We start from the raw sequence: 13,068 nt of genomic DNA on the forward strand, positions 1-13,068 counted from the left end.
ACACTAATTTTCATTTATGAACAGCCGTCGTGATCAAGGATATGTCTATTTCCTGAGTGAAGCCCCGGAGTTGCTGCAAGCCGTGGAAGATGGTCTGCTGAAACTTCATGAGGGAAATCGGATTCAGAATGTCCATGGCATGATGCGGGCAACTCATACCTTAAAGGGGGCGGCGGCGAATGTGGGCCTGGAGGGGTTAAAATCCATTTCTCACTCGATGGAGGATGCCTTTAAGGCTCTTTATAATGAAGAGATTCCTATTGATAATGAGTTGGAAGGTCTCTTGTTTGAGGGCTATGAATGTCTGCGAAATGCGTTGACAGCAGAGATGAATCAAACCCCTATCGATGAGGAGGTTTTGTTAAATCGAGCGGCAGATGTGTTAGCCCGCTTGCGGGATAAGTTGGGGGATGATTTTGGGCAAAAAGAGTATATTCCTACGTCATCTGAGTTGGGATTTGATATTGCTAAATCTATTTTTGAGTTAGGGGTTCAACAGCGTTTAGATGAGCTTAAACGCCAAGTTGAACAGGGAGATATTCAAGCCATTGAAGACAGTTTAAGGTCGGGAGCTGAGGTTTTTGTTGGCTTGGGGGAATCCTTAAATTTGCCCGGTTGGAGTCAAATTGCTGAGACGGTTTTGCAAGCCTTAGGCCGGAGTCCGAAACAGATTCAGACCATTGGCGAGTTGGCCTTAGCCGATTATCAACAGGGACAACGGCAGGTATTGGGGGGCGATCGCGATTCGGGGGGGTCACCATCGGCCGGATTGCTGGCCCTGGCCCAGGGAACGGTTCCCGAGGCGAAGGTGGCGCGGGGGGTGGTTCCTAGTTCCCCTGGGCCGTTGGACTCGTTGACCACGGAGGAGGTTCGCCAGGACGAGACGGCGTTGGATGTGGAACTGGGGCAGTTTCGGGAGTTCTTGGGGGACAAACGCTATGGAAAACCGGTGTCCTCTGGGGTGGCTGAGTTTTTCGAGGAGGCGATTCGCACTGTGGCGGCTTGGTTTGCCCAGGAGGAGGAGATTCCCCTGGCGAACTTTTGTTTTGAGTTAATGGTTCCCAAGTTGCCCCGTAAGAAGGCGAATCATAAAAAAACCGTGGTTAAAACCGCCTCGGGGATTAAAAAATGGGTTGAGGCCTTTTTAACCTCGATTGAGCAACCTAAGGATAGTGCCAGTTTCAAGCTTTATCGCCATTGGACAATGCTCTCGATGGTGGTGATGTTGGCGAAGTTTCAATATGCCAGTGATACCCAGCAGCCGAAAACCTATGAAGACGTGATGTTAGTCGAAGCCCTACGCCGTCTCAATCGGGCCGTGGGCGATCGCTATCAGGAATTACCTCCCGTCTCGAAACAGGAGAAAAACTGGCTTCAACACCCCGCCGTTGAGCAGTTGCGGAGGGCCGCCCTAGAACAGGAGTCGGAGGAGGATGAGGATCTCCTAGAAGGGGTTTGGGGAGATTTAGACGATGCCCCAGCGGCCATGAGCGATGACCTAATCTCACAAGGGGATGAATCGACCCTAGAGGCGGTGGTTGAGTCCAACATCCCAGAACCGGAGATAGGGGCAGAGACTGGGGCAAAGACTGGGGCAGAGATAGCAGAGGGAAAGTCCCAAACCGACCCCCCCCAGGAGACGTCAGAAGCCCCGTTGACCACTCCAGCCTCTGAATCAACGGCCTCTGATGTGGTTGAAGATCCCGTTCAGGAGGGAGAATTTTTTGATGAGACTCCCTCCGCATCCAAGGCAAAGACCCAAGGCACGTCCCGAACGGCTGCGGGAGAGGGAACAACGCGGCAGTTGGTGAGTGTGGACATCAAGGGACTCGAACGCCTCAATCACCGTTTGGGGGAGTTACTGGTCGATCGCAACCGTCAGGCCCTCGAAGAAGAAGCCCTACAACAGTCGGCAGTACGACTGCGATCGCAAATCCATCAACACCGAGATACTATTAGTCAACTTTTGGACTGGTCAGAACGAACTCTCATGGTGAGCGGGGATGCGGCCCGGGTCATGGGACAAGATCCCTTCTCTGGCAATCCTCTCAGCACCCCAATTGCCGGGGATGGCTTTAACTTCGATAGTATTGCCGATTTGCATCTACTCCTGAAAACCGCCTTCGGTCAAGTCTCGGGACTCGAACAGAACACCGAGGACATTTATGGTCGCAGTCGGGAACTGGCCCAGTTAATGGAAAAACAACAACAACTGCTTTCTGTGATGCAAGATGATTTAGTCGATGTTCGCATGTTGCCCTTTGGGGAAGTGTTACAGCGGTTCCCGTTGATGTTGCAGCAACTGTCTCGCATTCAGGGCAAACCGGTGACCCTGGAGATGGATGGCCAGGATCTTCTGATTGAACAGAGTATTGCTCAAAAACTCTATGAACCTCTGCTACATTTAGTTCGCAATGCCTTCGACCATGGGATTGAGTCCTCGGACGACCGTCTCGCGGCAGGGAAACCGGAGGTGGGGACTATCTCCATTCGTGCCTACAATCAAGGGGTTCAGACCACGATTGAGGTGCGGGATGACGGACGGGGATTGAACTTAGAGGGGATTCGTCGCAAAGCCGTAGAGGGGAAATTTCTCTCGGAGGAGGAGGCCCGACAGATCATTTCCACGAACCATCTCGATGTGTTGTTTGAACCAGGGTTCTCCACGGCGGGCCAGGTGAATGAGATTTCCGGGCGGGGTGTGGGCCTCGATGTGGTGCGATCGCAACTCCAGACCCTCAAAGGCCGAATTGCGGTGGAGTCTCAGCCGGGTCAGGGAACGGTCTTTATTTTGCAAATTCCCCTTTCGATTACCATCGCCAAGGTGTTGGTGGTTCAGGCGGGAGGGTCGGCCTATGGTCTCTTATTGGACTCCATCGATAAGATTGTCATGCCGCCACCGGGCCATCTCAAGCATTTCGAAAATCATCGTGTCTTGCAACTCGACACCGAAGACGACAACCGGACGATGGTATCGGTGCGTCAGTTAGCCGATTTGTTGCATTATCAATCGTCCCTAGTTGAGGAGAAACAAGAACCCACCACCAACAAACTCTCGATTTCCCGAGATTTAAGTGCGCCGATTCTCTTGCTGCGTCAGGCTAGCCGGCTGATGGGGTTAGAAGTCGATCGCATCATCGGGGAACAGGAGTTAGTGATTCGTCCTCTGGGGCAGGCGATCGCCCCGCCGCCCTATGTTTATGGTTGTAGTATCCTCAGTGATAGTCGTCTGGCGTTGGTAATCGATGGGGGGGAAATCTTCCAAAGCCAAACGGGGCCAACTCTGCCGCAAACCAGCGTATCTCACCCTCAGTTTAGCCGCAGTTCCCAGGGGCGATCGGCCGTTGCCCTGGGTCCCTCAGACAATCCCTCCTCGTCGGCCAGCCTGGATGATAGAGTGTCACCCCTGTCCCTGTCTCCTGCGGTTACCGACTCTCGGAGTCAGTCCATCGTTTTGTTAGTGATTGATGACTCTATCAACCTCCGCCACACCCTTACTGCCACCTTACGGGATGCCGGCTATGAGGTCGTCCAGGCCCGAGACGGTCAGGAAGCCATTTCTCAACTTCAAGAGCATCCCGAGATTGCCCTAGCCCTCTGTGATATTGAAATGCCTCACATGAATGGCTTTGAGTTCCTCACCTACTGTCGTCAGGGGGGTCCCTTAGCCCAACTCCCCATTGTCATGCTGACCTCCCACAGCAGCCAAAAATACCGCCAAATTGCCAAAGAACTCGGCTGTACTGGCTATCTAACGAAACCTCTCTCGCAACCGGAGTTGTTGTCCATATTGGAGGAGTTGTTGGGGGAAGAGGGGAGAGGGCAATAGGCAAGAGGCAAGAGGAGAAACACTTCAGTCACAGAGGACACCGAGGAAGAAGAGGGACCCCTGTTCCCTGTTCCGGTGTTCCCTGTTCCGGTGTTCCCTTCTTCTCCACTTTTGCCTTTTGCCTTTTGCCTTTTGCCTTTTGCCTTTTGCCTTTTGCCTTCCCGCCTCACAGAGTCAGCAGTTGGCGAACCGCGTTAATCATCTCATCCGGGTGGAAGGGTTTGGCGATATAGGCATCCGCCCCGACCTTCATGCCCCAGTAGCGATCAAACTCCTCCCCTTTGCAGGAACACATGATGACTGGAATATCCTTCGTACGGGGATGTGCCTTCATCTTGCGGCAGACGTCATACCCGTTGGGATTGGGCATCACAATATCCAATACCACCAAATCGGGGGTATTGGCCTTGAGATACTTTAGGGCCTCCACGCCACTCCGCGCTGGTACTACCTGCATTCCCTGGTTTCGTAACAGGTTAGCAATCATCTCCCGTTGGGAGGTACTGTCCTCAACGACTAAAATCGTACTCATGGCTTGTTTCTATAGCAGTGGCAGCCCAACGCGGTGCAAACGCAGTTCAATCGTGGCAATACATCACCATCTTAAGACACTGTCTGCATCATCGTCTCTGGAAATTAGATTTTCTTGGGCAAATCGGGCCAATGGTCTGTCCCCCGAGATTAGAAATCAAAATAGATATAGGGCAGACTGTCTTCCGGGGCAAAGAGAAGCACAGCATACCAACAGATGGGAACCAGGGCAATTTTTACATGCCAGTTGAGTTGCACCTTGAGGGTATGACAGAAAAAATGGGCCAGGAACATGGCGGCGAAAATCCCCAGAAAGGCGATGGCCAACTGTTCCGGCATCCAACCGACGGTTTCTAGATAAACTAAATCCAAGAATTGGGCATCGCGAGACTGGCCCCAGAGATGGCGCACCACCCAACCGGACACCTGCAAATCGGGGAGACGGAAGAAAATCCAGGAGAAAAAGACCATTCCCTGGGTGAGTAGCCAGGCCAACATCACCCCAGGGAAACTACGCCACAACGCGGCTAACCCCTGCCAACGTTGGGAGAGGACATCATTGAGACGATGGATAACTAACCCCGCGCCGTGAATTGCCCCCCAAACCAGGAATCCTGCTGGGTTCATCCCTGCGGTTGCACTGCCATGCCACAGGCCCGCAAGCAGCATCACGATCATTAAGTTAATGCAGGTTCTTAGCAAGCCGCGACGAGACCCCCCTAGGGGGAAATAGAGGTAATTGCGCAGCCAACTGCCTAAGGTAATATGCCAGCGTCGCCAAAAGTCAGCGATGCTGGTAGAGATATAGGGGAAATTAAAGTTTTCCGGTAAGGTCCACCCCAATAACAGGGCACTCCCCCGAGCCATATCGACATAACCACTGAAATCGAGATACAGTTGTAAGCCATAGCCAATCACCGCTAACTGTAAATCGATGCTTCCGGCCCGTTGGGTGTTTTCAAAACAAAGATTGACAAAAATCGCCAAGTTATCGGCGAGTAATCCCTTTTTAATGGCACCACTGGCAATGAGCCATAAGCCATCGGTGACTTGCTCAATTTTCAGGGGATGTTGCAGTTGCCACTGTTCAAACCACTGATGAAAGCGGGTGATTGGGCCCGAGATGAGTTTGGGAAAATAGAATTTATAGGCAGAAAATTCAAAGAAGTTGTGACTGGGGGGCGCCCCTCGGAAGACGTCAATGAGGTAAGCGATACATTCAAAGCCAAAAAAACTAATGCCCAGGGGCATGACAAAATAAGGGTCTAGCCAAGGGGCTAGAACTGGGGACTCTTGTCCTAGGGTGGGGAATAAAAAGGGGGCATATTTAAACCCCACTAAAATCAGGACATTTAGGGCAATTCCGGCGGTGAGGAGCCAGCGTCGCCGCTGTTGCCAACGGAGTTCGAGTTGGCGCCAGGCTTCATTACTTAAGGTTTTGGTTTGGTCTGTGGGCTGAGTGGGGGTGGTTTCTGAGAGGGGTTTTCCTAGGGCAAAGGTTCCCCAAGCCATGAGGAGAAGAAAGGGCAGGGATTGCAGTTGAATGGAGCCATAAAAAATGACGCTTGCGGTGAGGATGAGTCCGAGGCGAAAGCGTCGATTAGGGATTCCCCAGTACAGAATGACGGTACTGAGGAGGAATAAACCATAGAGAATTGAGACGAATGTCATAGAAATGGGGGGATTGTCTTGCTGCTAGAATATCAATCAAGCCTCATTTGTTACGCTGTATTGGGATGAGTTGGTTATTAGATGAAGTTAAGAAATGTTCGGACTAACGAGGACGGACAAAAAGCTGTGTGAAGTAGTATTCTCCTTCAGCATTAACGGCAATTCCCATGCCACTGATTTCATAGTTCCCGCTCATATTTTGTTCATGGCCGGGACTTTCGATCCAGCCTTCAACGGCTTTCTCAACGGGGTCAGAATAGCCAAAGTTATAGGCGACATTTTCGGCGACTTGGCGATAGGGTATCACGTCTCCAATGGCTGCATAGCGGTCTTCGACTCCGTCATGACTGAAGGGAACCTCGCCCGAGGCCATCTTCTGGGAGTGATAGCGGGCGATCGCACTGATGCGTTCATCGAGTTCGAGGGGGGATAATCCCTGACCCTGGCGATAGGCATTGACTTGGTCATGGGCCGCTACCTCCAGGGCCCGAAGGTCTTCCTCAGGGGTCGCTGTCAGAACCTGACCCCCTTGGGAGAGTTCGCCAATGGAGGTTTCCATTAGATGACATCCCCCCGTTAGAGATGCCGTCAGCAGCAGTATCAATCCCAATACACCCGTTCTCATAGCTCACCTAGCCAAACAACAAACAAACTCTTAGAAACGGAAGGTGGTGCGAATTGTGCCCACCACTAACGCTGGATTATCGGCATTATGTTCGGGATTGGTGACCACAAACACGCCTGGGGTAATGGAAATGCGATCGCTCACCCGTAACCGATAAAATAACTCAAAATGTAAGGAGGTATCCTCATCCTCACCAAACGGTAGCCCCGTCCCACTCACGACTCGCAAGGGCTGACCCACCAATAATGCCAACAAATCCCCCTGTCGCTCAAACGGTTCAGAATAGCTTAAACCAAATAGGTAACTCGTCGTCGTTGCCGAGCGATCGGAGTTGAGGGCATTGCTAAACAGCCAGGTTCCCCAAGTTGAAAAGGTCACCCGCTCCGCCAGCCGCCATTGTAACGTAGCATTGACCCCTTGAATGCGAGCCGGTTCGTTGATAAATGAGTTGGTGTCTGCCAAAAAACTACCGGTAAAGGTATCTAAACGACCATTCCCGGCATAGGCGTTGATATAGGAAATCCCGGTTAGGACTGTTGGGGCCGGCTTTAAGAACAGTTGTACCCCGAAGGCGGAGTGGTCACTATTAAACAGTCCCCGGCCCTCTTCAGGACGATTGGCGTTGCGAACTCCATAGGCTGCCTGAAGTCGGACATTATCACTGACCAACCAATCGAAGCCGCCGCCAGCGTCGAGGCGACCGAGTTTAAAGGCGGGACTGGCTTCGGCAAAGCGAGAAATGGCCCCTCGTCCGGCATCAAAATAGGGGGAGTTGGCGGTGAGAACACTGCTGAGACTAAAGCCGACGGGCCGGGCCGTGACGACAAAGCGATCGCTCAGGGCGAAGCGATATTCCAAACGGCTAAGTTGAACCCGATTATTGGTGTTTCCCTGGAAGGACAATAAGGCCATATCCGTATTGAACCCCGAGGGACTGGCAAAGCCACGATTAGCGAAATTCGAGGCCTGAAACTCAAAGCGTAGGCGATCGCGCCCGGTAAACGAGGAGACAAAGCCCAACCGAGTTAAATGGGTCAAAACCGGATTTGTGGCTCCGTCCTGGCCTGTTTGGCCGCCAAATCCGGCGGAAAGGGAGAAAATGGACTCGCCCCCCATAACTAGGGTAGGGGAAAACTCCTGAGCCTCTAAATCAGCCACGCGAGTAGTCAGGGTCTCAACTCGCCCTGAAACAGTGCTTAATTCGGCCGCGAAATCCGTTTGTAGCCGTTCTAAGACCCCTAACTCTTCCTGAGATAAGTCCAAGGGCCGCGCCTGCTGGGTCAACTGATCCAAACAGCGATTTAACGCCGCCGCAAATTCATACCGTGTCAGCGATCGCCCCCCCTCAAACCGCCCTCCCGGTAGGCCCGTCACACAGCCATACCGCTCAATCAATGATTGCAACGCCTGATAGGCCCAGTCCGTCGGTTCTACATCCGAGAGTTCAGAGACCGAGGTGATCGACTTGAGAGGAAACGAGGTGTCGATCTCTTTGCCCTGTGCGGGGGAAACCCCGTGACAGACCATCAGACTTAATCCAATTGAGGTAAGCCAGGGGCCCCCTTGCCCCCAGACATCCATCAGCAAACGTTGCATAAGCCTGAGTTCTCCACACACCAACAGGTTAACGATATTGTTTCCTTAGAGCCTATCCTACCGCCTACCTCAAAACCCATCACAGGGGTCCCCGAGCAGCATACTGTCGCAGCCTCCTGAGGGGCCATCTCGCAGTAACGACTCTAAATTAGTAAAGTCAGCATAAATATCGTTAATCGTATCAGCGGCTTCTAAGTTCTCCAGACCTCGGGCAATGACATCAGGGTCAACGGGGGGCCGAGCAAAGCTTAGGGAAATGCCTTTACGCTCTAACTGCTCTACAAAATCGAAACTACGCAAGCCACAACTATTTTGACGACTTAATTCTGGCTCAATGCAAAAGTGGGAACCATTGGCAGTGCCTTGGCCGTGAATGCCCACTAAGGTTCCCTGACCATCAAACACCGGCCCGCCACTCATACCCACTTGAGTGTCATGGGTATAGAGGAGACTATAGCCGCCATTTTCGACGGGGGGATGGATGGCGGTCAGTTCACCGCTTAGGGTCTGGCGGGTCCGTCGAGCTTCTTGAGGACCGGGATCGGGCCAACCGGAAACATAGAGGCGATCGCCGGGACTCAAGTTTTCCCCATGACCCATCACTGCCAAAGGATAGTCGCGATCGCTCTCGAAGCGAATCATGGCAAAATCATAGCCTTCAATGGACTCCCCATACTCTCCGACTTCCTCGCCGAAGTAGAGAATACTATCTTGCTGTCGAACATGATCAACCCGATGGACTCTGCCATCACTGGTTCGGATACCATATTCAACCCCCTGAGTCCGCACCACATGTAATGCCGTCAACACATAATACGAGTTACCCTCCCGAGCCACGAGGACTCCAGACCCGGGCCGCCACTCCTCCCGCGCCTCCACATCCCCTTGTTGTAGACCCTCACCAATGACTACCGTTGTCATTGAGGCAACAGCATCAATTTCCTCTTCCGTCAGGGCTTGGGCTGCTGTCAGGGGGAGGGATAGGGCGATCGCCATTAGCGTGGCCAGGGGGCGGGTAAATCTCTGTGTCATAACGAGCAGGCAACCGTGCGAACAAAAACATCACGTCTGAACAGCCAGACGTTCGCGAAGGGGCGATCGCCGGTTAATCCGGCGTTCTAACGTTCAAATAGGCTATCGACGAGTTGTTCTAAGTTAACGTAAGGTCTGCCCCCAGATTCTTGGATCGAGGTTCCGGTTCTACGGGCCCGCAAACTATCCATGACCTGATCGGGAGTTTGTTGACTGCTGAGGGTAAAGAGGACGTTATCAGGATTACAGCCCAAACGGGTGCTTTCAACGGCACAAACCACCCACTGCCGATTCACTCGTCCCGCCGTCAGATGGAGTCCTTCGAGACTATTACCATTGTCTTCTAACAGCGTGTTTAATCGTGATGTTACATCCTGACAGCGACGGGCTGGAGGATAACCGGCGCGAGTGAAGGCATCACTTGTCCAAACAATCATTGGGTCAGAATCCTGTCCGCCCCGAGAGAGCGCCACGGTAAAATTAACGCCATCAGTATTGCGGCATTGAAACGAGTCAATTGAAGAGTCGGCCCGGGCAGCACTAGGGGCTAGAAAGGGGAGCTGGACAGCGGCCAAAGCCGCGATCGTCCATTTCATAAGTGGTTTCATCAGATGTATCCTTGACCTCCTGGGATTGAATCACATCTATTGTGACGTGGCGGTTCCCCAAAAAGCTCCCCAATTTAGGAATTTTCACGGAATTGTTATAGGGGAGGAAGGCAGTAGGGGCAAGAAAGGCAGGAGGCAGTAGGGGCCAAGAAAGGCAGTAGGGAGGTTCTTCCCTATTGCCTATTGCCTATTGCCTATTGCCTATTGCCTATTGCCTATTGCCTATTACCTATTGCCTCCTTTCCCCAACCCCTGATAACCCTCTCCAGAATCATAGAGATGACACTGTTCAGTAATCTCCTGCATCAGAGCGACCGAGAAGGTTCGTTCAACGGTGTACTGGCCCCATTCCCGCTGAATCACCTCATACGCCGATCGCAACGACCGAGAAGGTTCGTTCAACGGTGTACTGGCCCCATTCCCGCTGAATCACCTCATACGCCGATCGCAAATTATACCAGGGAATTGCGGTAGACAGGTGATGGGGGACATGAACGTTGATGTCATGACAGAGGAACTCAATTATACCAGGGAATTGCGGTAGACAGGTGATGGGGGACATGAACGTTGATGTCATGACAGAGGAACTCCACCCAGCGGGGATAGGTACAGTGAACCGTTCCACAAAGTTGAGCCGTCGCTTCATGCCAGGTTTCCGCTGGCTGGAAATGGATCTGAGGAATCGTGTGATGGACAATCGTAAACGTACTCATCCAGAAGTGATAGACCATCCAGGGCATCAGCCAGAACTTCACCAGTCCCCACCAACCTGTGGTCATAGTCAATAGCGTTAAGCCTAAACCGCCCACTAGGATGACAAATAGGGCTGAGAATCGCACTTGGCGTCGTTCTTGTCCAGAAAAGTCGGTCCAGTTGAAATGTTCTTTGAGCCAATGGCCAATGGAACCGAGCCACCAAAAGCGCCCCCGAATGCGGGCATAAAGCCAGCGAATGATCCCCGGTAGAGCCTGATAGGTTTCAACGGTGAGGGGGTCCCAGGCGTTGTCAACCCCAAGCTTGTTGGTATGTTTATGGTGATGATTATGTTGAATCCGCCAGCCATGGAAGGGATACAGCAGGGGCAAAAACATCAGATGGCCCAGGCTATTGTTGACCCATTTACGCTGGGCGAACGAGCGATGTCCACAATCATGGCCGAGCACAAACCAGCCGGTTAACACGGTTCCCTGAAATACCCATAACAAGGGCAACAGATATATGGGAGCCACCGCAATTCCTAGATAGCCTACAGCTGCTAGAGTGAGATCGAGGGCTACGGTTGTCCAGGCCCGATAGCGATTTTTGAGAAATACGGATTTCGGTAATGTGTTGAGAATGTCCCTGATACGAAGATCGGCATCCAGTGAAGGGGAGTTTGATACCGAGGTTTGGCTCAACGATGCTGTCATAAAACGTTCTCTGCTGACGACTACACTAGAGCCTGAGATTTGTCAATATTTTTGTGTCAAGAGCTTCTGGGAATGGCATAGCTATCCGTGATGACCTGGCCCGGAAAATTTGAGACAAAAAAAAGCGATCGCATCCCAAGTCGGCCAGTTCCCAGGAGGGACAGCCACGCCGCAGGAGATGCGCTCTCAGCTAGCGTTATAAAACTTCACCTTTTATACCATAGTTCTCACATTAGTTCTCATATTTTTTCGCGATTTTTCAGCACAATGGGGGCGATCGCACTCAAAAAAGAGGCGATCGCCCCCACCATGGCCAAGCTTCCTAGAGAACCACCAAATCGGGATAATGGCTCAGCAAGTCATCCGCCGTCAGGGAATCAGTTTGAGATTGAGGCGTCCAGAGCAACTCAAACACCAACAGAGCATTTGTGGGAACCGCCGCCAATTTTTGCAGAACCCCTTGTAACTCATCTGCGGCTGAGATGGTCTCAAATAGGGGTTGGTTCCCCTGGGTTGCCACGAGGAAGGTGACTACAATATATTCTCCAGGATCTAACTCCTCATCCTGCGAGAGCGATCGCTGTCGAATCCGTCCCCCCACGTTGGATAAGGTTTCCTCACTAAACTTACTGCGTTCCTGAATCGAGAACTGATCAAACGCTTTCTCCGCCTCCTCTGAATTGGGATAGACCTGCGATTCCCCTTGAACATGAGTCCAATAATCAGGATGAGATAACAGAGACAACGAACATTCCTGGAGAAACTCTTTTAATCCCTCCGGAGAACCGAGATCCGCCTCTAAACTCAACTCCGTCAACTGAGCCTGGAGTTCATGAGCCTGAGCTAGTAACCCTACCTGGAGTCTCGTCACCGTCAACTGATCCGAGGAATTTCCCCCACCTGAGCGACGGCCGAGGAACCACCACATGAGAATCCCCGCCCCCAGTAACAGAAGCAAAAAGAGCCAGATACGCCCCGAACCATCATTCTGACGTCGCTGAGACCCTGTCTGGGCTTGTTGCGCCGTTTGGTCCTCCGCCTGCACCCCAGAGCCACTCACTGGCTGTTCACCCTGAACCGTGGGATTTACCGGAGCCGAACGGCCCCCACCTCCCGAGGGAATCGGGACAAAAAAGAAGGAGCGAGAGCGTTCCACCCGCGGCTGAGAGGCTCCTGAGGGCGACCCCGCTCGGGGGGTACTGCGTTCAGGAACCGGAGCCGGAGCGGGTGTGTTTCTGGGGCGACTATCAGGGGTGGGAGCCGGAGCAGGTGTGTTAAAGGAGCCTCCGCGAGTCCGTCCCCCCGTTGCGCCTCCTCCGGGAACGGGGGTGGGGGCAGGGGCGGGAGTACTGCGAGGTGTCGTGCGGGACGGGGTTTGGGGCGTGGTTTGTGAAGGAGTTCGTGAGGGAGTTCGTGAGGGAGTTCGTGAAGGAGTTCGCCCTCCAGTGGAGCCACCAGACCCCCGAGAACGGCTCGGAGAGGTGCGACTTGGGCGACTAAAAGACCCCCCCCGACTGCGTCCTCCACCACCTCGCCGTTGCGCTTGCGCCATCTCCAGCCCCCATTCGAGCTGAAAATTGACGGCAGAGTTTCTAATACTGACGCTGTTGACTGAGAGGATGGCCAACAAACTGGCTAGAATTAGGGATAGCTTTTTCATGGTTTTCTGAGGGGAAGAACAGTCAGGGGCAACAGAGGAAGGAGAACCAGGTGGGAGTATGACCCCCCCCTAACTCCTGAGAGGGGATGGTAAGTGGTGCGCCCGAG

General features: G+C 52.8%; 10 protein-coding genes. 1 reads left to right on the forward strand and 9 read right to left on the reverse strand.

Annotated elements, in window-relative coordinates; genetic code table 11:
- Nucleotides 1–16 precede the first annotated feature (16 nt).
- The gene (locus tag L855_RS11685; protein ID WP_159788195.1) at nucleotides 17–3,829 is read left to right on the forward strand and encodes a hybrid sensor histidine kinase/response regulator; all 3,813 of its coding nucleotides are present in this window, start codon (nucleotides 17–19) and stop codon (nucleotides 3,827–3,829) included.
- 166 nt (nucleotides 3,830–3,995) lie between these two features.
- Here L855_RS11685 and L855_RS11690 read toward each other — a convergent pair whose 3' ends face one another.
- From L855_RS11690 to L855_RS11725, 9 genes are all read right to left on the reverse strand, one after another.
- Nucleotides 3,996–4,361, reverse strand: coding sequence for a response regulator transcription factor (locus L855_RS11690; RefSeq protein WP_159788197.1), 366 nt, complete (start codon nucleotides 4,359–4,361; stop codon nucleotides 3,996–3,998).
- A gap of 149 nt (nucleotides 4,362–4,510) precedes the next feature.
- Nucleotides 4,511–6,031, reverse strand: a complete 1,521-nt coding sequence (locus L855_RS11695; RefSeq protein ID WP_159788199.1) for an MBOAT family O-acyltransferase — start codon at nucleotides 6,029–6,031, stop codon at nucleotides 4,511–4,513.
- A gap of 103 nt (nucleotides 6,032–6,134) precedes the next feature.
- The gene (locus L855_RS11700) at nucleotides 6,135–6,656 is read right to left on the reverse strand and encodes a CAP domain-containing protein (RefSeq protein WP_159788201.1); all 522 of its coding nucleotides are present in this window, start codon (nucleotides 6,654–6,656) and stop codon (nucleotides 6,135–6,137) included.
- 30 nt (nucleotides 6,657–6,686) lie between these two features.
- On the reverse strand, nucleotides 6,687–8,252 hold the full coding sequence (locus tag L855_RS11705; RefSeq protein WP_159788203.1) for an iron uptake porin: 1,566 nt from the start codon (nucleotides 8,250–8,252) through the stop codon (nucleotides 6,687–6,689).
- Nucleotides 8,253–8,321: 69 nt separating this feature from the next.
- Complete coding sequence (locus L855_RS11710; RefSeq protein WP_159788205.1) at nucleotides 8,322–9,284, reverse strand: S1 family peptidase; 963 nt, start codon at nucleotides 9,282–9,284, stop codon at nucleotides 8,322–8,324.
- A gap of 86 nt (nucleotides 9,285–9,370) precedes the next feature.
- On the reverse strand, nucleotides 9,371–9,892 hold the full coding sequence (locus L855_RS11715) for a COP23 domain-containing protein (protein WP_159788207.1): 522 nt from the start codon (nucleotides 9,890–9,892) through the stop codon (nucleotides 9,371–9,373).
- Nucleotides 9,893–10,256: 364 nt separating this feature from the next.
- Complete coding sequence (locus L855_RS22425; RefSeq protein ID WP_343039264.1) at nucleotides 10,257–10,454, reverse strand: fatty acid desaturase; 198 nt, start codon at nucleotides 10,452–10,454, stop codon at nucleotides 10,257–10,259.
- Nucleotides 10,411–11,301: a fatty acid desaturase gene (locus L855_RS11720; RefSeq protein ID WP_343039265.1), complete on the reverse strand. Its 891-nt coding sequence runs from the start codon at nucleotides 11,299–11,301 to the stop codon at nucleotides 10,411–10,413. The genes L855_RS22425 and L855_RS11720 overlap by 44 nt, the downstream gene beginning before the upstream one ends.
- Before the next feature lie 322 nt (nucleotides 11,302–11,623).
- Nucleotides 11,624–12,961: a DUF1517 domain-containing protein gene (locus tag L855_RS11725; protein ID WP_159788209.1), complete on the reverse strand. Its 1,338-nt coding sequence runs from the start codon at nucleotides 12,959–12,961 to the stop codon at nucleotides 11,624–11,626.
- Between the last annotated feature and the right edge of the window lie 107 nt (nucleotides 12,962–13,068).

The sequence above is a fragment of the Sodalinema gerasimenkoae IPPAS B-353 genome, assembly GCF_009846485.1.
Lineage (GTDB): Bacteria > Cyanobacteriota > Cyanobacteriia > Cyanobacteriales > Geitlerinemataceae > Sodalinema > Sodalinema gerasimenkoae.

Excerpts from the sequence above, each read along its gene's own strand:
- L855_RS11700 (WP_159788201.1), bottom strand. The coding sequence starts at position 6,656 with ATGAGAACGGGTGTATTGGGATTGATACTGCTGCTGACGGCATCTCTA.
- L855_RS11715 (WP_159788207.1), bottom strand. The coding sequence starts at position 9,892 with ATGAAACCACTTATGAAATGGACGATCGCGGCTTTGGCCGCTGTCCAG.
- L855_RS22425 (WP_343039264.1), bottom strand. The coding sequence starts at position 10,454 with ATGTCCCCCATCACCTGTCTACCGCAATTCCCTGGTATAATTGAGTTC.
- L855_RS11705 (WP_159788203.1), bottom strand. The coding sequence starts at position 8,252 with ATGCAACGTTTGCTGATGGATGTCTGGGGGCAAGGGGGCCCCTGGCTT.
- L855_RS11690 (WP_159788197.1), bottom strand. The coding sequence starts at position 4,361 with ATGAGTACGATTTTAGTCGTTGAGGACAGTACCTCCCAACGGGAGATG.
- L855_RS11710 (WP_159788205.1), bottom strand. The coding sequence starts at position 9,284 with ATGACACAGAGATTTACCCGCCCCCTGGCCACGCTAATGGCGATCGCC.
- L855_RS11720 (WP_343039265.1), bottom strand. The coding sequence starts at position 11,301 with ATGACAGCATCGTTGAGCCAAACCTCGGTATCAAACTCCCCTTCACTG.
- L855_RS11695 (WP_159788199.1), bottom strand. The coding sequence starts at position 6,031 with ATGACATTCGTCTCAATTCTCTATGGTTTATTCCTCCTCAGTACCGTC.
- L855_RS11725 (WP_159788209.1), bottom strand. The coding sequence starts at position 12,961 with ATGAAAAAGCTATCCCTAATTCTAGCCAGTTTGTTGGCCATCCTCTCA.
- L855_RS11685 (WP_159788195.1), top strand. The coding sequence starts at position 17 with ATGAACAGCCGTCGTGATCAAGGATATGTCTATTTCCTGAGTGAAGCC.